The 20,949-nt window shown below is 52.0% G+C and carries 18 protein-coding genes and 2 tRNA genes; 17 read left to right on the top strand and 3 right to left on the bottom strand.

Going from position 1 to position 20,949, the window contains the following annotated elements; genetic code table 11:
* Positions 1 to 26: 26 nt before the first annotated feature.
* From gcvT to HMPREF2596_RS05750, 16 genes are all read left to right on the top strand, one after another.
* Positions 27 to 1,127, top strand: coding sequence for a glycine cleavage system aminomethyltransferase GcvT (gene gcvT / locus HMPREF2596_RS05825; protein WP_070850200.1), 1,101 nt, complete (start codon positions 27 to 29; stop codon positions 1,125 to 1,127).
* A gap of 117 nt (positions 1,128 to 1,244) precedes the next feature.
* Positions 1,245 to 1,652 (top strand): hypothetical protein, encoded by a 408-nt coding sequence (locus tag HMPREF2596_RS05820; RefSeq protein ID WP_070850198.1) that lies wholly within the window; start codon positions 1,245 to 1,247, stop codon positions 1,650 to 1,652.
* Between the two features lie 88 nt (positions 1,653 to 1,740).
* On the top strand, positions 1,741 to 2,124 hold the full coding sequence (gene gcvH, locus HMPREF2596_RS05815) for a glycine cleavage system protein GcvH (RefSeq protein ID WP_003748856.1): 384 nt from the start codon (positions 1,741 to 1,743) through the stop codon (positions 2,122 to 2,124).
* A 107-nt stretch (positions 2,125 to 2,231) separates the two neighbouring features.
* The gene (locus HMPREF2596_RS05810) at positions 2,232 to 2,783 is read left to right on the top strand and encodes a DNA-3-methyladenine glycosylase I (RefSeq protein ID WP_070850196.1); all 552 of its coding nucleotides are present in this window, start codon (positions 2,232 to 2,234) and stop codon (positions 2,781 to 2,783) included.
* A 55-nt stretch (positions 2,784 to 2,838) separates the two neighbouring features.
* On the top strand, positions 2,839 to 5,691 hold the full coding sequence (gcvP, locus tag HMPREF2596_RS05805; protein ID WP_070850194.1) for an aminomethyl-transferring glycine dehydrogenase: 2,853 nt from the start codon (positions 2,839 to 2,841) through the stop codon (positions 5,689 to 5,691).
* Between the two features lie 223 nt (positions 5,692 to 5,914).
* The gene (gene thiD / locus HMPREF2596_RS05800) at positions 5,915 to 6,724 is read left to right on the top strand and encodes a bifunctional hydroxymethylpyrimidine kinase/phosphomethylpyrimidine kinase (RefSeq protein WP_070850192.1); all 810 of its coding nucleotides are present in this window, start codon (positions 5,915 to 5,917) and stop codon (positions 6,722 to 6,724) included.
* A gap of 111 nt (positions 6,725 to 6,835) precedes the next feature.
* Positions 6,836 to 7,255 carry an OsmC family protein gene (locus HMPREF2596_RS05795; protein WP_049348121.1) on the top strand — a complete coding sequence of 140 codons (420 nt, stop codon included), beginning with the start codon at positions 6,836 to 6,838 and terminating at the stop codon, positions 7,253 to 7,255.
* Between the two features lie 260 nt (positions 7,256 to 7,515).
* Positions 7,516 to 8,229: a GntR family transcriptional regulator gene (locus HMPREF2596_RS05790; RefSeq protein ID WP_049348122.1), complete on the top strand. Its 714-nt coding sequence runs from the start codon at positions 7,516 to 7,518 to the stop codon at positions 8,227 to 8,229.
* A 72-nt stretch (positions 8,230 to 8,301) separates the two neighbouring features.
* Positions 8,302 to 9,081, top strand: coding sequence for a DeoR/GlpR family DNA-binding transcription regulator (locus tag HMPREF2596_RS05785; protein ID WP_070836822.1), 780 nt, complete (start codon positions 8,302 to 8,304; stop codon positions 9,079 to 9,081).
* Positions 9,082 to 9,186: 105 nt separating this feature from the next.
* The gene (locus HMPREF2596_RS05780; protein WP_070850190.1) at positions 9,187 to 10,875 is read left to right on the top strand and encodes a glutamine--tRNA ligase/YqeY domain fusion protein; all 1,689 of its coding nucleotides are present in this window, start codon (positions 9,187 to 9,189) and stop codon (positions 10,873 to 10,875) included.
* Between the two features lie 83 nt (positions 10,876 to 10,958).
* Positions 10,959 to 11,861: a DMT family transporter gene (locus tag HMPREF2596_RS05775; protein WP_070850188.1), complete on the top strand. Its 903-nt coding sequence runs from the start codon at positions 10,959 to 10,961 to the stop codon at positions 11,859 to 11,861.
* 244 nt (positions 11,862 to 12,105) lie between these two features.
* Positions 12,106 to 13,365, top strand: coding sequence for a transcription termination factor Rho (rho, locus tag HMPREF2596_RS05770; RefSeq protein ID WP_003748836.1), 1,260 nt, complete (start codon positions 12,106 to 12,108; stop codon positions 13,363 to 13,365).
* A gap of 57 nt (positions 13,366 to 13,422) precedes the next feature.
* Positions 13,423 to 14,781: a deoxyguanosinetriphosphate triphosphohydrolase gene (locus HMPREF2596_RS05765; RefSeq protein ID WP_049348127.1), complete on the top strand. Its 1,359-nt coding sequence runs from the start codon at positions 13,423 to 13,425 to the stop codon at positions 14,779 to 14,781.
* A 132-nt stretch (positions 14,782 to 14,913) separates the two neighbouring features.
* Positions 14,914 to 14,990, top strand: a tRNA-Arg gene (locus HMPREF2596_RS05760).
* A 12-nt stretch (positions 14,991 to 15,002) separates the two neighbouring features.
* Positions 15,003 to 15,077 (top strand) — tRNA-Glu (locus HMPREF2596_RS05755).
* Between the two features lie 392 nt (positions 15,078 to 15,469).
* On the top strand, positions 15,470 to 16,027 hold the full coding sequence (locus tag HMPREF2596_RS05750) for a hypothetical protein (protein ID WP_070850419.1): 558 nt from the start codon (positions 15,470 to 15,472) through the stop codon (positions 16,025 to 16,027).
* Positions 16,028 to 16,110: 83 nt separating this feature from the next.
* Here HMPREF2596_RS05750 and HMPREF2596_RS05745 read toward each other — a convergent pair whose 3' ends face one another.
* The 3 genes from HMPREF2596_RS05745 to HMPREF2596_RS05735 all read right to left on the bottom strand — a co-directional run bounded on the left by HMPREF2596_RS05745 (position 16,111) and on the right by HMPREF2596_RS05735 (position 19,440).
* Positions 16,111 to 17,421, bottom strand: a complete 1,311-nt coding sequence (locus HMPREF2596_RS05745) for an NCS2 family permease (RefSeq protein WP_049333916.1) — start codon at positions 17,419 to 17,421, stop codon at positions 16,111 to 16,113.
* Between the two features lie 229 nt (positions 17,422 to 17,650).
* Entirely contained in the window at positions 17,651 to 18,973 is a 1,323-nt protein-coding gene (gene miaB / locus HMPREF2596_RS05740) for a tRNA (N6-isopentenyl adenosine(37)-C2)-methylthiotransferase MiaB (RefSeq protein WP_070850186.1), read from the bottom strand.
* Positions 18,974 to 19,044: 71 nt separating this feature from the next.
* Positions 19,045 to 19,440: a hypothetical protein gene (locus tag HMPREF2596_RS05735; RefSeq protein ID WP_004519559.1), complete on the bottom strand. Its 396-nt coding sequence runs from the start codon at positions 19,438 to 19,440 to the stop codon at positions 19,045 to 19,047.
* Between the two features lie 198 nt (positions 19,441 to 19,638).
* On the opposite strand from HMPREF2596_RS05735, the gene hemL reads away from it, so the two are divergent.
* Positions 19,639 to 20,922, top strand: coding sequence for a glutamate-1-semialdehyde 2,1-aminomutase (hemL, locus tag HMPREF2596_RS05730; protein ID WP_070850184.1), 1,284 nt, complete (start codon positions 19,639 to 19,641; stop codon positions 20,920 to 20,922).
* The last annotated feature ends 27 nt before the right edge of the window (positions 20,923 to 20,949 follow it).

Genomic DNA, 20,949 nt, shown 5'->3' with positions numbered 1-20,949 from the left:
AACAATAAATCCGGAGAAACTTGAGAATGACTGCCCTGAAAACCACCCCGTTTTATCAAGCCCATCAAGATGCAGGCGCGAAGCTGGTCGATTTTGCCGGCTGGGAGCTGCCCATCCATTATGGTTCGCAAATCGCCGAACACGAAGCCGTGCGCACCGACGCCGGTATGTTCGACGTATCACACATGCTCGTTACCGACGTAGCAGGCGCAAATGCCAAAGCCTTTTTCCGCAAACTGATTGCCAACGACGTTGCCAAACTCGCCTTCGTCGGCAAAGCCCTTTATTCCGCGCTGCTCAACGACAACGGCGGCGTGATCGACGACTTGATCGTTTACCGCACCAACGAAGCCGAAACCCAATACCGCATCGTGTCCAACGGCGCGACCCGCGAAAAAGACACGGCGCAATTCCACAAAGTTGGACAAGAATTCGGCGTTGCCTTCAATCCGCGCTACGACCTCGGCATGCTTGCCGTACAAGGCCCTAAAGCCATCGAAAAACTCCTGACCGTCAAACCTGAATGGGCGGATGTCGTCCATAATCTCAAACCGTTCCAAGGCGCAGATTTGGGCAACGATTGGTTTGTCGCCCGCACCGGCTACACCGGCGAAGACGGCGTCGAAGTCATCCTGCCCGGCACCGAAGCCGTCGCATTCTTCAAAGCCCTGCAACAAGCCGGCGTACAGCCCTGCGGCCTCGGCGCGCGCGACACCCTGCGCATGGAAGCCGGTATGAACCTCTACGGCAACGATATGGACGACAATACCAGCCCGCTCGAAGCAGGCATGGGTTGGACCGTTGACTTGAAAGACGAAAACCGCGACTTCGTCGGCAAAGCAGCCTTGCTGGCATTGAAAGAAAAAGGTGTTGCCGTCAAACAAGTCGGTTTGCTGCTCGACAAAGGCGGCATCCTGCGCGCGCATATGGAAGTGTTGACCGACAAAGGCAAAGGCGAAACCACCAGCGGCGTATTCTCGCCCAGCCTGAAACAATCCATCGCCATCGCCCGCGTGCCGAAAGATTTTGACGGCGATACCGCCAAAGTGCTGATACGCGGCAAGGAAGTGGACGTGCGCGTATTGAAGCTGCCGTTTGTGCGCAACGGACAGAAACAGTTTGACTGATGCGGTTTCAGACGGCCTTTGTCAAAGTTAAGGCCGTCTGAAATAAAAAATGGGTATTGATTTACCTAAATTAAGAAGTTAGAAATGGTATTCAAATAAAAAAGAAAGTTTGTTGTGATGAATTATTGGATTGTAGGTGCTATGTTTGGTGGTGTGGATGATGCCTTAGAGAGCTTTATAGAACGGGGTTATTGGTATTGTTGGAATAAGAAGGTTCCAACGGGGGAAGAAAGTAAAGGACCAAATTCAATAGAAAGGCAGATTGAAAAATTCAAGGAGATTTCTACTGGAGATAAGATAGCAGTAAAGAAAATTCATAGTGTACCTGAACAAAAAATGGAAGTTAGAGCGTTGGGTATTGTGAAAGATATTGATTTTGAAGAATGGAGAGTTTATGTAGATTGGAAAGTGCAATTCAAGCATTTGGAAAGAATTGTTGATTTACATGGCTGCTCGGCTTCTATTCATGGCCCATACCAATATTCAGATTCAGATACTTGGATTCATAAAGTTTTTTGTTTGTAAGGTTTGCTTATACACTTACACTTAGTAGGAGAGTATCGCAAGATTCACTACTAGCTAAATTAAACCGTTCTTAAAGGAGAATCAAACCATGAGCAACATCCCAGCCGAACTGAAATACGTTGCCAGCCACGAATGGCTGCGCCTTGAAGAAGACGGTACCATCACTGTCGGCATTACCCATCACGCGCAAGAGCTGTTGGGCGACATCGTGTTCGTCGAGCTGCCCGAAGTCGGTGCAAATCTGGCTGCCGAAGAGCAAGCCGGTGTGGTTGAGTCTGTGAAAGCTGCGTCCGACGTGTACGCGCCGATTGCAGGCGAAGTCGTTGCCGTCAACGAAGATTTGCCCAGCGCGCCGGAAACTGCCAACAGCGACCCTTACGGCGCAGGCTGGTTCTTCAAAATCAAACCTGCCAACCCTGCCGATTACGACGGTCTGCTGACTGCCGAACAATACGCAGGCGAAGTAGCTTGATTTTTGCAAACATCCAAACAGGTTTTGCGCCTGTTTGATATTGCAGGTCTTAGGTCGTCTGAAAAATGCTTTCAGACGGCCTTTGTTTCAATTTTTCCTCAGTAAACATGAATTACTGCGAATTTGTCGACATGCTTCCCGACGATACGGACAACCCCAACAAACATTATCACGACACGCAATACGGTTTTCCGATTGAGGACGACAATGAATTGTTTGAGCGGCTGGTGTTGGAAATCAATCAGGCGGGTTTGAGCTGGACGCTGATGCTGAAGAAGCAGCAGGCATTTCAGACGGCATTTAAAGGTTTCGACATTGATACGGTCGCCGCATTTGACGAAGCCGATATTGAGCGGCTGCTTGCCGACGCAGGCATCGTCCGCAACCGCCTGAAAATCAACGCAGCCATTTATAACGCGCGACAAATCAAACAAATACAGCAAGAATACGGCTCATTCAAAAACTGGCTGGATGCACACCATCCGCTCGACAAGGCTGAATGGGTGAAGCTGTTTAAAAAACATTTCAAATTTGTCGGCGGCGAAATCGTCGGCGAATTTCTGATGAGTACCGGCTACCTGCCCGGCGCGCATGTGGAAAGCTGTCCGGTTTATAGGGAAATATTGGCATGTCGTCCGAAGTGGGCGGAGGCCGTCTGAAACAACATCTGAAAGAAAAAGCGGTTTTGATACCGATAACAAAAAAGGAGTAGAAATGAAACTATCTGAATTGTTCAACCCGAACGAATTTGCCGCGCGCCATTTGAGTTTCGGCGACGAGGCTGCGCTTTTGGAAGCGCTCGGTGAGAAGAGTATGGACGATTTTGTTGGCAACACCGTGCCGCAAAGCATCCGTATGCCGTCCGAACTCGATTTGCCCGAGGCTTTGACCGAGGCGGACGCATTGGCGAAATTGAAAGGCATTGCGTCGAAAAACGTGATCAACAAATCCTATATCGGTTTGGGTTATTACCCGACTCGTGTGCCGAACGTGATTTTGCGCAACGTGTTGGAAAATCCGGGCTGGTACACCGCCTACACGCCGTATCAGGCGGAAATCGCGCAGGGGCGTTTGGAAGCGTTGTTGAACTTCCAGCAGGTGTGCATTGATTTGACCGGTTTCCCTGTGGCAGGCGCGTCTTTGCTGGACGAGGCAACCGCTGCCGCCGAAGCGATGGCGATGGCGCACCGCGTGGGCAAGGTGAAATCTGAGCGTTTCTTTGTGGATGCGCGCGTGTATCCGCAGACTTTGGACGTAATGAAAACCCGCGCCAAATATTTCGGCTTCGAGCTGGTGGTCGGCGATTTTGCCCAAGCGGATGAAGGCGAATACTTTGGCGCGCTGTTCCAATACGTCGGTAAAGACGGTGACGTGCAAGACTTGCAGGACGTTATCGGCCATCTGAAAGCCAAAGGCACAATCGTGGCCGTTGCCGCCGACATCATGAGCTTGATTTTGCTGAAATCGCCTGCCGAATTGGGCTCGGATATTGCTTTGGGCAACACGCAACGCTTCGGCGTACCGATGGGTTTCGGCGGTCCGCACGCCGCCTATTTCGCGTTTAAAGACGAGTTCAAGCGTTCCGCCCCGGGCCGCATCATCGGCGTATCCAAAGACGCATCGGGCAAACCTGCCTTGCGCATGGCGTTGTCCACCCGCGAACAACACATCCGCCGCGAAAAAGCGACATCCAATATTTGTACCGCGCAGGCATTGCTGGCGAACTTGGCCGGCATGTACGCCGTTTACCACGGCCCCGAAGGCGTGAAACGCATTGCCAACCGTATTCATGCGTTGGCTTCTGCCTTTGCCGATGCGCTGGTTTTAGACGGCCTCAAAGTGGTTCACAAAGTCTTCTTCGATACCGTTACCGTTGATTTCGGCAGCAAAGAGAAAGCAGACCAAGTGTTCGCTGCTGCTTTGGAGTCGGGTTACAACCTGCGCCGCGTCAACGATACTCAAGTTGCGGCAGCCTTCCATGAAACTTCGACACGCGAAGATTTAACTGATTTGTACCGCGCGTTTACCGGCAAAGATACGGCTACATTTGCCGATGACGTCAAAGGCCGTCTGAACGCCGAGTTGCTGCGTCAAGACGATATTCTGCAACATCCCGTGTTCAACCGTTACCACACCGAACACGAAATGCTGCGCTACCTGAAAAAACTCGAAGACCGCGATTTGGCGATGAACCGCAGTATGATTTCGCTCGGTAGCTGCACCATGAAGCTCAATGCGACTGCGGAAATGTTGCCGATTACTTGGGCAGAGTTCACCGACATCCACCCTTACGCCCCCAAAGACCAGGCCGCAGGCTACCGCGAACTCTTGACCGACATGGAAAACAGCCTGAAAGCCATCACCGGCTTTGACGCGATTTCCTTCCAGCCCAACTCCGGCGCGCAGGGTGAATACAGCGGCATGCTGTCCATCCGCCGCTATCAAGAAGCCAACGGCGAGGGACACCGCAACATCTGCCTGATTCCCAAATCCGCCCACGGCACCAACCCCGCCACCGCCGCCATGCTGGGTTTGAAAGTCGTCGTTGTCGATACCGACGAACACGGCAACGTCAACATCGACGATTTGAAAGCCAAAGCCGAGCAACACCGCGACGCTTTGTCCGCCATCATGATTACCTACCCATCCACCCACGGCGTGTACGAAGAAGGCATCCGCGACATCTGCCGCATCATCCATGAAAACGGCGGACAGGTTTACATGGACGGCGCCAACCTCAACGCCCAAATCGGCATCATGCAGCCTGCCGAAGTTGGTGCGGACGTGTTGCACATGAACCTGCACAAAACCTTCTGCATCCCTCACGGCGGCGGCGGCCCGGGCGTCGGCCCTATCGGTTTGAAAGCCCACCTCGCTCCGTTTGCACCGGGACACGCTTTGACCGACACCCACAGCGCCAGTGCCGACCAAACCGCCGTTGCTGCTGCGGCCTTCGGTTCTGCGTCCATCCTGCCGATTACTTGGATGTACCTGACCATGATGGGCAAACAAGGCATGGAACAGGCAACGCGCTGGGCATTGCTCAACGCCAACTATGTCGCCAAACGTCTGAGCGAAGACTATCCGATTCTGTATACAGGCAAAAACGGCCGCGTTGCGCACGAATGTATCGTTGATTTGCGTCCGCTCAAAGCCGAAAGCGGCATCACCGAAACCGACATCGCCAAACGCCTGATGGATTACGGTTTCCACGCCCCGACGGTTTCCTTCCCCGTTGCCGGCACGCTGATGATCGAGCCGACCGAGAGCGAAAGCAAAGCCGAACTCGACCGCTTCATCGCCGCCCTGAAACAAATCAAACAGGAAGTGCTGAAAGTCGAGCGCGGTGAATGGCCGAAAGACGACAACCCGCTGGTGAATGCTCCGCACACCGCCGCCGACGTAACCGGTGAATGGGCGCATCCATATTCTCGCGAAGAAGCCGTCTTCCCGTTGCCGTTCGTGCGTGAAAACAAATTTTGGCCGAGTGTGAAACGTTTGGATGAGGTCTATGGCGACCGCAATCTGGTTTGCTCCTGCTTGCCGATTGACGCATACGAAGATTAAGCCTGAATAGGTTTAACATTGAACAGGCCGTCTGAAAATGAAAATAGTTTTCAGACGGCCTTTTGTTTGTTAAGATATTCCGCCCGAGAACATGCGTTTGTTTTGGGTAAAACAACAAATAAGGCTTTCGGAAAGATAAACGGCGCGCCTTTGTTTGCGGATAAAACCAAAACGGCTTTCAACAACGATAAACAAAAGGCCGTCTGAAAAACAGGAGGACACGATGGACGAACTTTTTATTCAAACGCTGACGATTGCCGGCTCCGATTCCGGCGGTGGCGCAGGCATACAGGCGGATTTGAAGACATTTCAAATGCGCGGCGTGTTCGGCACCAGCGTACTGACAGCGGTTACCGCACAAAATACTTTGGGCGTATCGGCGGTGCATCCGATACCGACCGACATGATTGCCGAGCAGATTGCCGCGATTCAGGAGGATTTTCAAATCCGCGCTTATAAAATCGGCATGCTGGGTACGGCGGAAATCATCGAATGCGTGGCGGAACAAACCGCCGAATGCGACTTCGGCAAACGCGTGTTGGATCCGGTCATGATTGCCAAAGGCGGCGCGCCGTTGTTGGAAAACTCAGCCGTCGAAGCCATGAAACGCCTGTTGCTGCCGCATATGGATGTCTTGACCCCCAATCTGCCCGAAGCGCAGGCCTTGACGGGCATCAATATTGAAAACCGCCAAGATGCGGAACGCGCCGCCAAAATTCTTCAGGATTGGGGCGTGAAAAATGTGGTGATTAAAGGCGGCCATCTTGCCGACAGCCAAAGCGAATATTGCACCGACTGGCTGTTTACGCCGAACGAAACCATCGAGCTGAACAGCAAACGTTTCCCAACGCCGCATACGCATGGCACAGGCTGCACGTTTTCTGCCTGCATTACTGCCGAGCTGGCAAAAGGGTTTAGCGTGTCCGAGGCGGTTCAAACGGCAAAAAACTATATTGCCGCCGCCATTTCCCATCCTTTGGGCATCGGGGCAGGGCACGGGCCGGTCAACCATTGGGCGTATCGGGACGAATAACGCGTTCGGCCCGATTGTAATGGATTGTATTTTTCAGACGGCCTGACTAGGTTTATTACTGGGAATTGTTTACAATATCAGATTAATGCTTTTACGGATGAAAAACACACCATGCAAGTGACTTCAAAATGGATAGACGGAATGTGCTTCGTCGGCACGACGGCAAACGGACACAGCGTCGTAATGGAAGGCGCGGCGGCTGAAGGCGAAGTCAAACGCGGCCCCAGCCCGATGGAAATGCTGTTGTTGGGTGTAGCAGGCTGTTCCAGCATCGATGTGGTGATGATTGCCGAGAAACAACGCCAAAAAATCACCGACTGCCGTGCCGAAGTGACTGCCAAACGTGCCGACACCGCGCCGCGCGTGTTTACCGAAATCCATATCCACTTCAAAGTGTATGGTCGGGATTTGCAAGAAAGCGCGATTGAACGCGCCGTACAGATGTCTGCCGAAAAATATTGCTCCGCATCGATTATGCTGGGCAAAGCGGCAAAAATGAGCCACAGCTTCGAAATTGTCGAAGCAGAATAGGGCGGTTTTCAAGGAAAAAGCCGGAGCGTGAACCGGCTACCCACAAAAAAAGCAGATATATTCACGCATTAACATGAATATATCTGCTTGCTTTTTATTCCTTTTTCTCTCACTCTATCAGCCTTTATAACTTGGCTTGTTGACCTCATTGTGCAAGTTTCGTTTAACATTGTCAACAATTTTTAATTATATTTTAACCAACCCTGAAATATGCAGGTCTGCAAGCCATTGCGCCTCAACACAAATACTGGGGAAACATTATGGATTACGAAAATAATACCAACGTTGCGCCTGCAACTTCATCGCTTATTTTGGAAGAACGTCACGATTCCGAACTCTTCCGCGTGTACGCATTGATTTTGGACGGCATTACCGACCATCTGCTGCTGCCGGGTAAAAAACTGACCGAGTCCGAGCTGTGCCGGCAAATGGTTTGCTCGCGCAATACCGTGCGTGGCGCATTATCGCTTTTGGCGCACGACAAAATCGTCGATTTGCAGCCCAACCGCGGCGCATTTGTCCATGTGCCGGACTTGAAAGAAATGAAAGACGTGTTCAACACGCGTATCGAAATGGAAAGCATGATTTTGAGCGTCCTCATCGATATGCCTGATTTGGAAACGCGCCTGCAACCGCTTTACGCCATGATTGAGCAAGAGGCCGCAGCCTCCGAAAGCGGCGACCGCGTGGGTTGGAACCGACTGTCTAATGCCTTCCATGTCGAATTGGCGCGGTTGCTGGACAACGATGTCCTGTTTGAAATCATGAATACCTTGTGCGCACGTTCTTCACTGATTGTGGCCGTTTCCGATCCGCTTCGCAAAGAAAAGCGCACCATCAATTCCAATTCGCACCATGAACACCGCGAAATCCTCGATTTATTGGTGGCCGGCAAGCGCAACCGTGTGACCAAAGTCATGCGCCGCCACTTGAGCGCGTGCATCGAACGCTTGGAACAGAAACTCGAAATGTAATCGGTTTGACAATAAAAAGGCCGTCTGAAATATTCAGACGGCCATTGGTTTATCCCTGCAAAGCAAAACGCCATGAAACCCAAAATCCAAAGACACGAACATATCCTCACCCTTATCCGCGAACATAACTTCATGACGGTGGAAGAGCTGGCGGCGAATTTGGATGTGACGCCGCAAACCATACGCCGCGATGTGCAGGAATTGAGCGAAACCGGACAGCTCAAACGCTATCACGGTGGCGCGTCTTTGGGCGACGTTTCAGTCGTAACGGCAGGGCAGGAGCGGCGCAACCATCAGCAGCAGGAAAAAAACGCCATTGCCCGGCTGATTGCTTCCACCATTCCCGACAATGCCTCGCTCTTTATCAGCATCGGCACAACCATGGAAGCCGTCGCCGCCGAGTTGGTCAGACAGCGTAAAAACCTGCGGATTATCACCAACAATATCTACGCCGCCTCCATCACCGCGGCGCGTACCGACTACACGGTCATCATCGCTTCCGGCGTGGTCCGCCCCTTGGACGGCGGTATTACGGGCGTGGCGACTGTCGATTTCATCAACCAATTCAAAGTCGACTATGCCATCATGAGTACCCACGGCATAGAAAACGATGGCTCGCTTTTGGATGACGACTACAAGGAAGTCAGCGTCATGCAGGCAATGGTGAACAATGCCCGCGTGCGCTATCTCGGCGTCGACCACAGCAAGTTCAACAGCAATGCCTTGGTCAGACTGGGCGATATCGGCGCATTCGATAAGCTGTTTACCGACCGCACACCATCCGCCGCCATGCAGAAAACCCTAAATGAGCGCGGCGTAGCGTGGCAGGTTGCCGACCCTGTATCAAAGTAGCCAAGTCGGGTACAATTAAGCCATCATTCCATTCCTTTCAGACGGCCTGATTGAATGCCCAGGCCGTCTGAAAACAGAAAATCATTTTCCCATCAAAGAAATATTATGTTGAATAAAGACCAATTCGCGGACAACCACTTTATCCGCACCATCATCGAAGAAGACCTCAAAAGCGGTAAGCATACAGCCATCCAAACCCGTTTTCCGCCCGAGCCGAACGGCTATCTGCATATCGGCCACGCCAAATCCATCTGCCTGAACTTCGGTTTGGCGTATATTTACGACGGCTTGTGCAACCTGCGTTTCGACGATACCAACCCCGAAAAAGAAAACGACGAATACGTCAACGCCATCAAAGAAGACGTCGAGTGGCTCGGTTTCCATTGGGCGGGCGAGCCGCGTTTCGCTTCCAATTATTTCGACCAGCTTTACGACTACGCCGTCGGCTTAATCAAAGACGGTAAAGCCTATGTCGATGATTTGACGCCCGAAGAAATGCGCGAATACCGCGGCACGCTGACTGAAGCGGGCAAAAACAGCCCTTATCGCGACCGCAGCGTCGAAGAAAACCTCGACCTGTTCACGCGCATGAAAAACGGCGAATTTCCAGACGGTAGCAAAACCCTGCGCCTGAAAATCGACATGGCATCAGGCAACATCAATATGCGCGACCCCGTCATCTACCGTATCCGCCGCGCCCATCACCACAATACCGGCGACAAATGGTGCATCTACCCGATGTACGACTACACGCACTGCATTTCCGATGCCATCGAAGGCATCACGCATTCCTTGTGTACGCTCGAATTTGAAGCCCACCGCCCGTTGTACGACTGGGTGTTGGACAACATTCCTGCGCCGCACGCCACACGTCCGCGCCAATACGAGTTTTCCCGTTTGGAGCTTTTGTATTCCATCACCTCCAAACGCAAGCTGAACCAACTGGTTTCAGACGGCCATGTTTCCGGCTGGGACGACCCACGCATGCCCACCATTTCCGGCATGCGGCGGCGCGGCTACACACCCGAAGGCCTGCGCCTGTTTGCTAAACGCGCCGGTATTTCCAAATCTGAAAACATCGTCGACATGAGCGTGTTGGAAGGCGCGATTCGTGAAGAGCTGGAAAACTCCGCGCCGCGCCTGATGGCGGTCTTGAACCCGCTCAAAGTAACCCTGACCAACTTTGAAGCCGGCAAAACCCAAAGCCGCCGTGCCGCGTACCATCCGAACCACGAAGAAATGGGCGATCGCGAAGTACCTGTTTCACAAACCATCTACATCGAAGCCGACGACTTTGCCGAAAATCCGCCCAAAGGCTTCAAACGCCTGATTCCCGGCGGTGAAGTGCGCTTGCGCCACGGTTATGTCATCAAGTGCGATGAAGTGGTAAAAGACGAGGCAGGCAATGTGGTCGAACTCAAATGCAGCATCGACCACGATACCTTGGGTAAAAATCCCGAAGGCCGAAAAGTCAAAGGCGTGATTCACTGGGTTTCCGCCGAACACGCAGCAGAAATCAAAGTTCGCCTGTACGACCGCCTCTTTACCGTCGAGCGTCCCGATGCCGTGCGCGGCGAAGACGGCAACTATCTGCCGTTTACCGATTTCCTCAACCCTGAATCCATCAAGGAAATCACCGCCTACGCCGAACCTGTCGCAAAAGATTTACCGGCGGAAAGCCGTTGGCAGTTCGAGCGTATCGGCTATTTCGTCACCGACCGCAAAGACCACAGCAAAGACACGCCGGTGTTCAACCGCACGGTAACGCTGAAAGATTCTTGGCAGCCTAAGTAATCTGTTTGCAGTCGCTATATTGAAGGCCGTCTGAAAACGTGAAATCGGGTTTTCAGACGGCCTTTGTCGATAAAAGGGATGAGATGGAACGTTATTCTGTACATTTGAAACTGCTGGGAATGGCGGTGTTGTGGGGCGCGTCCTGGCCAATGGGGCGGATGTTGGGGCAGTCGCTGCCGCCGCTGACGGGCGGGGCGGTTCGGTTTGTCTTGGCTTCGGTTTTGTTGTTGGGCTGGTTGTTTGCGCGCAGCAGGTTCACGACTTTGGCGGCTTTGACGGCGCGGCAATGGCTGGGTTTGACGGCGGCTGCTTCCGTCGGCGTGTGCGGCTATGCGGTGTTTTTTATGCTGGGTTTGCAGACTATGCCGGCAGGCAAGGCGGCGGTGGTCGTGGCGGTGAACCCTGTGTTGACGCTGCTGTTGGCAACTTGGTTTTTCGGCGAGCGTTTAAATGCGAAGATTTTGGCGGGTATGCTGCTGGCGGTCGGCGGTGCCATTATGGTGGTAACGCAAGGGCAGCCGTTGACGGTATTGTCGGGCGGCATCAAGGCGGGGGAGTGGCTGATTTTCGGCTGCGTGGTCTGTTGGGCGGCTTATACCTTAATCGGTCGCGCGGTTTTGCGCGGGATAGATGCGCTGACGGTAACGACGGCAACGTCGTTTATTGGTGCGTTGATGTTGTCGGTGGTGGCGTTGTGGACGGACGGAATGCCGTTTGAGGCGATAGCGGCAATGGATGGGCGCGGTTGGACAGCCTTGGCGTGGCTGGTCATTGGTGCGACGGTATTGGCCTATGCGTGGTATTTCGAAGGCGTAAAGACTTTGGGTGCAGGCAGCGCGGCGGCGTATATTACGCTTGTGCCGATTTTCGGTGTGCTGTCTTCGGCGTGGGTCTTGGGCGAACCGCTGCATATTTCGCTGGTTGCGGGCTGCGCGGCGGCGGTCGGCGGCATGACGCTGATGCGGTACGGGCAGAGGGCCGTCTGAAGTTGGGTAAATACTCGGATTTTGGGCGATAGGGTTGCGATTGCCAAGCTGTTGCCGGCCCTAATCTTATTGCAGGGTAAGATTATGGTCTCGGCTCAACGTTCGATTTAAAAATTTGACACCCTGCCTCCAACTGCCTAAAATTCAACTTTCTCAAAAATCTACCGTATCCTGCGGCACGATTTCATACTTTCAGACGGCCTGTGTGCCATCTCTCTGATACCATCCAAAATATATCAATACTATGCACGTTTCAGAACTCCAAACCCTCCACATTTCCAAACTTTTGGAAATGGCAGAAGAACATGGCATTGAAAACGCCAACCGTTTCCGCAAACAAGACCTCGTTTTTGCCATCGTCCGCCAGATGATGAAGCAGAATGTCAGCTTTACCTGTTCCGGCACACTCGAAATTCTGCCCGACGGCTTCGGTTTCCTGCGCAGCGCAGATACTTCTTATCTTGCCGGCCCTGACGATATTTATGTTTCGCCCACGCAAATCCGCCGCTTCAATCTGCACACCGGCGACACCATCGAAGGCAGCGTGCGCGTGCCGAAAGACAACGAGCGCTATTTCGCGCTTGTCCGCCTTGATACCATCAACGGCGATCCGCCCGAAGTCTGCAAACACAAAATCCTTTTTGAAAACCTCACGCCTTTATTCCCAACCGAACAATTCAAACTCGAGCGCGACATCAAAGCCGAAGAGAATCTGACCGGCCGCGCCATCGACTTGGTTTCCCCAATTGGTAAAGGCCAACGTGCATTGTTGGTTGCGCCGCCTAAAACTGGCAAAACCGTGATGTTGCAAAACATTGCCCACGCCATTACCGCCAATTATCCCGATGTCGAGTTGATTGTCCTGTTGATTGACGAGCGTCCGGAAGAAGTGACCGAAATGAGCCGTTCTGTACGCGGCGAAGTGGTTTCCTCTACGTTTGACGAGCCTGCGCAACGCCATGTACAAGTGGCCGAGATGGTGATTGAAAAAGCCAAACGTATGGTCGAACACAAAAAAGACGTGGTCATCCTGCTGGATTCGATTACCCGTTTGGCGCGTGCCTACAATACCGTCGTGCCGACTTCGGGCAAAATTCTGACTGGCGGTGTCGATGCCAACGCTTTGCACCGTCCGAAACGCTTCTTCGGTGCCGCGCGTAATGTGGAAGAAGGCGGTTCGCTTACCATTATTGCGACAGCGCTTGTTGAAACCGGCAGCCGCATGGACGACGTGATTTACGAAGAGTTCAAAGGTACGGGCAATATGGAATTGCACCTTGACCGCCGTATGGCAGAAAAACGCCTGTTCCCGGCCATCAGCATCAATAAATCCGGTACGCGCCGTGAAGAATTGCTGGTGCCGAACGATCAGTTGCAGCGTATGTGGCTCTTGCGTAAATTCCTGCATCCGATGGATGAAATCGAAGCGACCGAGTTTTTGGTGGGCAAACTCAAAGACTCCAAAAACAATGACGATTTCTTTGAATTGATGCGCGGTAAATAAACATAAGGCCGTCTGAATATGTTTCAGACGGCCTTTGCTTCATTTTAGGAAACGCTTATGAATACCCGAATGAATTGGCAAAACTTATTGTCCACCCAACGCTTCCGTCCCAAAAACGGCGAAATCGTGCCGACCGTTACCCCTTCGACTCAGGAAGGTGCCGATGCCTTGCGTACAGATTTTCACATCGACTACGACCGGGTTGTTTTTTCCGGAGCCTTCCGCCGCCTTGGCCGAAAAACGCAAGTGCATCCGCTGGCGCAACATGACTTGACGCACAACCGCCTGACGCACAGCGTTGAAGTAGCCAGCGTGGGCAGGAGCTTGGGTAACCGCGTGGGCGTGATGTTGCACAACGGCGGTTTTCTGCCGCAGGGCAATACGCCCAGCGATATTGGTGCCGTGGTGCAGGTTGCCTGTTTGGCGCATGATTTGGGCAATCCGCCGTTTGGCCATACCGGTGAAGATGCTTTGCGTGATTGGTTCAGACGGCCTGAACATCAAATTTATCTGAACACATTAAACGAAGCGGAACGCAACGACATTCAAACCTATGAAGGCAATGCGCATAGCCTGCGTATCGTCGCCAGCCTTGAAATGTATCCCGAGGCGGGCGGAATGCGCCTGACTGCGGCAGCCATCGGCGCATTGTTGAAGTATCCGTGGACAACGCAACATCCGAACGGCAGAAAAAAATTCAATATTTATCAAACCGAGTTGCCGTTTATCCGTCAAGTTGCCGACGAATTGGGGCTGGTTTCCGCAGGAGCAGACAGCTGGGCGCGCCATCCTTTGTCTTATTTGATGGAGGCCGCCGACGATATTTGCTATGCCTTGCTGGACTTGGAAGATGCTGTCGAATTGGATTTGCTCACGGATACGGAAGTAGAAAGTATCTTATCCGAGCTGACCTTTGCCGAAAGCGCGTGGCACGCCAGCTCCAGCCGTCAGCGTTGCGCCATGTTGCGCGGCATTGCGATCGGCAAGGCGATTGATGATGTTGCGCAAACCTTTATGCTGCATCAGTCCGACTTGTTGGACGGAACATTCAAAGGCAAAGATTTGCTGGCTCTGTGTAGCCCGCAAGTGCAAAATACTTTGGCAAAAGCGAAAGAATTGGCGCAAACACGGATTTTCCGCCATCACACCAAACTCTTGACCGAAATCGCCACGTTCCCATGCTTAGGCTCTATCTTGGATTTGCTTGTCCCTGCCGCTTATGCCCTGATTGCAGAAAAACAGTTGGCAACGCGTCAGTCTTTGGCGTTGGAATTATTGAAAAAGCACAATCCTATTCTTCCTGAAGACAGTCTGTATCAAGCCTATATGAAGATTTTGGATTTTGTCGGCGGCATGACCGATAACTCTGCCGCCAAAATGGCGCAGGATTTGTCAGGAGTAGGGATTTTGCGTTAATTTTATATTATTTAATTTCAAATAGTTAAATAAAAATATAAAAAATATCCGTGAAAAGGGTAGACAGGTTTTAGTAAAGCCTATATTATTCGGTCTTCTTGATTCACAGCGCACTAGCGAAGTGATGAGGATGCACCCGTAGCTCAGTTGGATAGAGTATCTGGCTACGAACCAGAGGGTCGGGCGTTCGAATCGCTCCGGGTGCGCCACAAGATTTATCCGCGCCCATCGTCTAGCGGTTAGGACATCGCCCTTTCACGGCGGTAACCGGGGTTCGATTCCCCGTGGGCGTGCCAGTTTTCAAAAAAACGCAATCTGTTTTAGATTGCGTTTTTTTATTGCATTTCTTGTTTGTGTTGAAGGCCGTCTGAAACTCACGGCAACTCAAGAGACAGAAGTGTGTAAAATCAATTGCCCTGAATTTTGTCGTTTCTATGCGCTTTTCAATCTTATTTTACTATTGTCAAAACCCGATTTATTGACAATAGTATTTATCTTAAAAATTCCCAAACCTGAATTTACATGATTTCATATTTATAATTTCTTGATTTTATAGAATAAAAATATTTATTTGAACTTTTCTTAAAAAATGCCGTCTGAGATAAAGACAAGACGGAATATCTCTGTTAATGTGTAAATGTCAGCCGGCGTTTGCCGGTTTTTTATTGAAACCATTTGGGAGTCAATTATGAATATGAATGTTAAATTAATCGTTCCTGCCGTTTTGGCGGCTGTTGCCCTGACTGCATGTAGCAGCGGTTCTAAAGCCAAACCTGAAGCCAAAGCTGCTCCTACTGCGCAACAACAAACTCAAGCTCAGGCTCAACAAGCTCAAGCTCCAGTACCTAATACTTTGAAAGTGGACTCTATCGACGGTACTAAAGAAGTTCACTACAAATGCGGTAAAGACGGCAAAGAGCCTCTGAGCGTCATGTACGGCTTCAAAGGCAACGAAGTTGTTGCCGCTCAAGTAAAATACAAAGGTCAAGTAACTGAAAACCTGTTCCGTATCACTGACAGCAGCAAAGATGTAAACGCATTCTGGGGCGGTAACGTTGCTTGGATTGCTGAAGCAGCTACTGCAGCCAACGTGGACAAAGTTGACGGCAACATGCTGACTATCCGCGGTACTACCGAAGTAAACGGCAAACAAGAAGTGGTTGATCAAATCGTTACCCGCTTCTGCGCATTGGACAAAGGCGCGAAAGCTGCCGCTAAACCTGCCGCTAAAAAAGTGAAAAAATAATCTTTTACCGACAGCTTTAAACGCTGGGTAAAATAAAACAGGCCGTCTGAAAAGTTTTCAGACGGCCTGTTCTTTTGAACAGTTTAACCCAAGAACCAGAATTTCAATGCCCACAACACGGCGACAATCCATACCATAGGCGGTACGTCTTGAGTGCGGTTGCACAAGAGTTTGATGAGTGCGTAGCTGATAAAGCCAAACGCAATACCGTCGGCAATCGAGTAGGTAAACGGCATGAAGACGATGGTCAGGAATGCCGGTGCGGCTTCGGTCATGTCGTCCCAATCGATTTCGCGCGCGCTGCGTAACATTTGCGCGCCAACATAGAGCAGGGCGGGAGCGGTAGCGAATGCAGGAATGCTTTGAACCAGCGGCGAGAAAATCAGACAGGCCAGCATCAGTACGCCGACGGTAACGGCAGTCAGGCCGGTGCGGCCGCCGGCAGAAACACCTGCCGCGCTTTCAACATAAGGGGTAGTAGAAGACGTACCCAAGGCGGCACCGGCGACGATGGCGGTTGAGTCGGCAAGCAGGGCGCGTTTCAAACGCGGCAGTTTGCCGTCTTGCAACAGGCCTGCGCGGTGGGAAACGCCGACCAAGGTGCCGGTAGAGTCAAACAGGTCAACCAGGAAGAATACAAAAATCACGCTGACCATGCTGACGGTAAACAAGCCTTTGAAGTCCATCTGCATGAAAGTCGGCGCAATGCTTGGGACTTCGCCGACCACGCCTTTGAACTCGCTCAAGCCCAAGACGGTGGAGACGGCGGTCAGCGTCAGAATGGTAATGATGATGGAGCCTTTGACGCGGAAGTGGCCGAGTGCAACCACCATGACAAAGCCTGCCATCGCCAGCAGGGCGGTAGGCTGGTGGATGTCGCCCAAGCCGACCAATGTGGCAGGATTGGCCACAATCACGCCTGCGCCTTTGAGCGCAATCAATGCCAAGAAGAGGCCGATACCTGCGGCAATCGACATTTTCAAGCCCATAGGCAGGGCGTTGACCAGCATTTCACGCACTTTAAAGAAGCTGAACAGGATGAAAATGATGCCGGAAATGAAAACGGCACCCAAAGCCACACGCCAGTCCACGCCCATGCCTTTGACGACGGCAAAGGTAAAGTAGGCGTTCAAACCCATGCCCGGCGCGAGGGCGATCGGGTAGTTGCCGACAAAGCCCATCACGAAACAGCCGATGGCGGAGGCGATACAGGTGGCCACAAATACTGCGCCCATATCCATGCCGGTTTCGCCCAAAATCAGGGGGTTGACGATGATGATGTAGCACATGGCGAGGAAGGTGGTCAAACCGGCCATGATTTCAGTGCGGACGTTGGTCTGATTGGCACTCAGGTTGAACAATCGTTCCAAAACGCTTTGATTTGAAGAACTCATTTAAAAATATTCCTTTTGGGAAAGCCGCTTGCGGGACGGCATCGTCGGATTGGTCTGCAAAAAGTTTGGTTTTTGGCCTTAACTTCTCAACAGATAAGGGAATTTTCGGGCGGTATTATACTGAAAAGCCTTTTGTTCGGGTAATAAAAATACATGAATCAGATAATGCCGTGCCGAACCAAGATAAAGGCCGTCTGAACAGTTTCAGACGGCCTTTGTTTGTGTGTGCTTATACCGGTTTGCCTTTCAAGGAGAAGGTGTAGGCTTCGGTGATTTCCAAATCGATCATTTGGTTGATCATGTCGGGTGTGCCGGTAAAGTTGACCACGCGGTTGTTGGCGGTACGGGCTTGCAGTTGGTCGGGGTCTTTTTTGGAAATGCCTTCGACCAAGCAGCGTTGAACCGTGCCGACCATGGTTTGGTTGATGCGTGCGGTTTCGGCTTCGATAACTTCGTTCAAAGCTTCGAGGCGGCGTACTTTTTCTTCGTGCGGCGTGTCGTCGTGCAGGTTGGCGGCAGGCGTACCGGGGCGCGGACTGTAAATAAAGACGAAGCTCAAGTCAAAGGCGATGTCTTTGACCAGTTTCAAGGTTTGCTCGAACTCGCGCTCGGTCTCGCCCGGGAAGCCGACGATAAAGTCAGAGCTGAGGCACAAATCAGGACGGATGGCGCGCAGCTTGCGGATGATGGATTTGTATTCCAAGGCGGTATAACCGCGTTTCATCGCGCTCAATACGCGGTCGGAACCGCTTTGAATCGGCAGGTGCAGGTGGGAAACCAGCTTGGGCAGGTCGCGGTAGCACTCGATAATCGCGTCGGTAAATTCGCGCGGATGGCTGGTGGTAAAGCGCAGGCGTTCGATGCCCGGGATTTCGTGGACGATGCGCAACAAAGTGGCGAAGTCGCAGATTTCGCCGTTTTCCATTTCGCCGCGATAGGCATTGACGTTTTGGCCTAAGAGGTTGATTTCTTTAACGCCTTGTTGCGCCAAACCGGCAATTTCAGTCAATACGTCGTTGAGCGGACGGGAGAATTCTTCGCCGCGGGTGTAAGGGACGACGCAGTAAGAGCAGTATTTGGAACAGCCTTCCATAATGGAAATGAATGCCGAACCGCCTTCTACGCGCGCAGGCGGCAGGTGGTCGAATTTCTCGATTTCGGGGAAGGAAATGTCGATTTGAGACAGGCCGGTGGTTTCTTTGTCGACGATGAGTTTGGGCAGGCGGTGCAGTGTTTGCGGGCCGAAAACCACGTCCACATACGGAGCGCGTTTGACGATGTTTTCGCCTTCTTGTGAGGCAACGCAGCCGGCAACGCCGATGATTACGTTTGGGTTTTTCTCTTTGAGCGGACGTACGTGGCCTAAGTCGGAGAAGACTTTCTCTTGCGCTTTTTCACGCACGGAGCAGGTGTTGAACAAGATGATGTCGGCGTCGTCAGGTTGGGTAACCTGTTCGATGCCGCCGTGTTCTTCGGCGAGGACGGACAGCATTTTTTCGCTGTCGTACTCGTTCATTTGGCACCCGAAGGTGCGGATAAATACTTTTTTCATGGTTTGTTTTGATTGACTTGCTTGTTGTAAAAGGGTTCAGACGGCCTTTGAATACCCGGGCCGTCTGAAAGTTATTCTTCCGCCTGTTTTTGCGCTTTGGCGTGAGCGGCAAACCTGTCGGCCTCAGCGTCGGTCAGAATCCAGATTTCGCGGACGAGGCGGCTTTCTTCGTTGTATTTGAACGCGACGGCTTTGCCGGTTTGATTCAGCAGGCGGCCCATAGGAATGAAACGATCGTTTTCATCGTGGATTTTGGTGAAGCGCGTGATTTGCAGTTTGGCCGCATTGCCGTCCACAATGCCCAAGGTCAGCAGGCGCGTCCAAGAAAAACCACCTTTGCTGACTTTCAGATAAGGTAAATCGACAGTCTTTAAGACGGCCACATCCATATCGTCGGGCAGGCTGCGTTGTGCATGGACGAGGGAGGACGCCAAAAGGGCGAGGCTGAGTATGAATCCGCGTAACATGATGCTTTTCTTTTATTGTTTCAATAGGTCGCGGATTATAGCACAAGCAGGAAAAATGTGGATAGAGTGTTTGTTTTTAAAGAATAATTTTGATTTTGCGCCCGATTCTTATTTTGAAGCTTGGGCCGTCTGAAAAGGATTTGGTGTTAAAATGGCATCAATTTGATTTTCAGACGACCTCTTACGAAAGAATTGACCATGAACCGTAATGAAAGCTTGTTCAACCGCGCCAAAGCCATTATTCCCGGCGGCGTAAACTCTCCTGTGCGCGCATTCGGCAGCGTCGGCGGTGTGCCACGCTTTATCAAAAAGGCAGAAGGCGCGTATGTTTGGGACGAAAACGGCACGCGTTATACCGACTATGTCGGCTCTTGGGGCCCTGCGATTGTCGGCCACGCCCATCCTGAAGTCATTGAAGCTGTGCGCGAAGCGGCATTGGGCGGTTTGTCGTTTGGTGCGCCGACTGAAGGCGAAATTGTCATTGCCGAAGAAATCGCCAAAATCATGCCGTCGGTCGAGCAGCTGCGCCTTGTCAGCTCCGGTACGGAAGCGACGATGACCGCCATCCGTCTGGCACGCGGTTTTACCGGCCGCGACAAAATCATCAAGTTTGAAGGCTGCTACCACGGCCATTCCGACAGCCTGTTGGTGAAAGCAGGCAGCGGTCTGCTGACGTTTGGCAATCCTTCTTCCGCCGGTGTGCCTGCTGACTTTACCAAACACACTTTGGTACTCGAATACAACAATATCGCCCAACTGGAAGAAGCCTTTGCTCAAAGCGGCAATGACATCGCCTGTGTGATTTTGGAGCCTTTTGTCGGCAATATGAATCTGGTTAGGCCGTCTGAAGCCTTTGTCAAAACCTTGCGCGAATTGACTGAAAAACACGGTGCCGTGTTGATTTACGACGAAGTGATGACCGGTTTCCGCGTGGCGCTGGGCGGCGCGCAATCTTTGCACGGCATCAAACCTGATTTGACCACCATGGGCAAAGTAATCGGCGGCGGTATGCCTTTGGCGGCGTTCGGCGGCCGTAAAGACATTATGGAATGTATTTCCCCGTTGGGCGGCGTGTATCAGGCAGGCACATTGTCCGGCAACCCGATTGCGGTTGCCGCCGGTTTGAAAACGTTGGAAATCATTCAGCGCGAAGGCTTCTATGAAAACCTGACTGCCCTGACCCAACGCCTCGCCAACGGTATCGCCGACGCGGCCAAAGCGCATGGCGTTGAATTTACGGCGGACAGCGTGGGCGGCATGTTCGGTCTGTATTTTGCTAACCATGCACCGCAAAACTACGCCGATATGGCGCGTTCCAATATTGAAGGTTTCAAACATTTCTTCCACGGTATGCTCGACCGCAATGTTGCCTTCGGCCCGTCCGCTTATGAAGCCGGCTTTGTTTCCGCCGCGCATACGCCCGAGCTGATTGACGAAACCATTGCTGCGGCACACGAAGTGTTCAAAGAAATGGCGAAATAAAAGCTGAAGCTGTCATGTGAAAAAAGG

The sequence above is a fragment of the Neisseria sp. HMSC078C12 genome (assembly GCF_001838065.1).
Taxonomy (GTDB): Bacteria; Pseudomonadota; Gammaproteobacteria; order Burkholderiales; family Neisseriaceae; genus Neisseria.
The sequence above is the reverse complement of the archived record's forward strand: the minus strand, read 5'-3'. Positions and strand labels throughout refer to the sequence as shown.

Bases quoted from the DNA above. Each gene is read 5' to 3' on its own strand.
- gcvT (WP_070850200.1), top strand. From the start codon at position 27: ATGACTGCCCTGAAAACCACCCCGTTTTATCAAGCCCATCAAGATGCA.
- HMPREF2596_RS05820 (WP_070850198.1), top strand. From the start codon at position 1,245: ATGAATTATTGGATTGTAGGTGCTATGTTTGGTGGTGTGGATGATGCC.
- gcvH (WP_003748856.1), top strand. From the start codon at position 1,741: ATGAGCAACATCCCAGCCGAACTGAAATACGTTGCCAGCCACGAATGG.
- HMPREF2596_RS05810 (WP_070850196.1), top strand. From the start codon at position 2,232: ATGAATTACTGCGAATTTGTCGACATGCTTCCCGACGATACGGACAAC.
- gcvP (WP_070850194.1), top strand. From the start codon at position 2,839: ATGAAACTATCTGAATTGTTCAACCCGAACGAATTTGCCGCGCGCCAT.
- thiD (WP_070850192.1), top strand. From the start codon at position 5,915: ATGGACGAACTTTTTATTCAAACGCTGACGATTGCCGGCTCCGATTCC.
- HMPREF2596_RS05795 (WP_049348121.1), top strand. From the start codon at position 6,836: ATGCAAGTGACTTCAAAATGGATAGACGGAATGTGCTTCGTCGGCACG.
- HMPREF2596_RS05790 (WP_049348122.1), top strand. From the start codon at position 7,516: ATGGATTACGAAAATAATACCAACGTTGCGCCTGCAACTTCATCGCTT.
- HMPREF2596_RS05785 (WP_070836822.1), top strand. From the start codon at position 8,302: ATGAAACCCAAAATCCAAAGACACGAACATATCCTCACCCTTATCCGC.
- HMPREF2596_RS05780 (WP_070850190.1), top strand. From the start codon at position 9,187: ATGTTGAATAAAGACCAATTCGCGGACAACCACTTTATCCGCACCATC.
- HMPREF2596_RS05775 (WP_070850188.1), top strand. From the start codon at position 10,959: ATGGAACGTTATTCTGTACATTTGAAACTGCTGGGAATGGCGGTGTTG.
- rho (WP_003748836.1), top strand. From the start codon at position 12,106: ATGCACGTTTCAGAACTCCAAACCCTCCACATTTCCAAACTTTTGGAA.
- HMPREF2596_RS05765 (WP_049348127.1), top strand. From the start codon at position 13,423: ATGAATACCCGAATGAATTGGCAAAACTTATTGTCCACCCAACGCTTC.
- HMPREF2596_RS05750 (WP_070850419.1), top strand. From the start codon at position 15,470: ATGAATATGAATGTTAAATTAATCGTTCCTGCCGTTTTGGCGGCTGTT.
- HMPREF2596_RS05745 (WP_049333916.1), bottom strand. From the start codon at position 17,421: ATGAGTTCTTCAAATCAAAGCGTTTTGGAACGATTGTTCAACCTGAGT.
- miaB (WP_070850186.1), bottom strand. From the start codon at position 18,973: ATGAAAAAAGTATTTATCCGCACCTTCGGGTGCCAAATGAACGAGTAC.
- HMPREF2596_RS05735 (WP_004519559.1), bottom strand. From the start codon at position 19,440: ATGTTACGCGGATTCATACTCAGCCTCGCCCTTTTGGCGTCCTCCCTC.
- hemL (WP_070850184.1), top strand. From the start codon at position 19,639: ATGAACCGTAATGAAAGCTTGTTCAACCGCGCCAAAGCCATTATTCCC.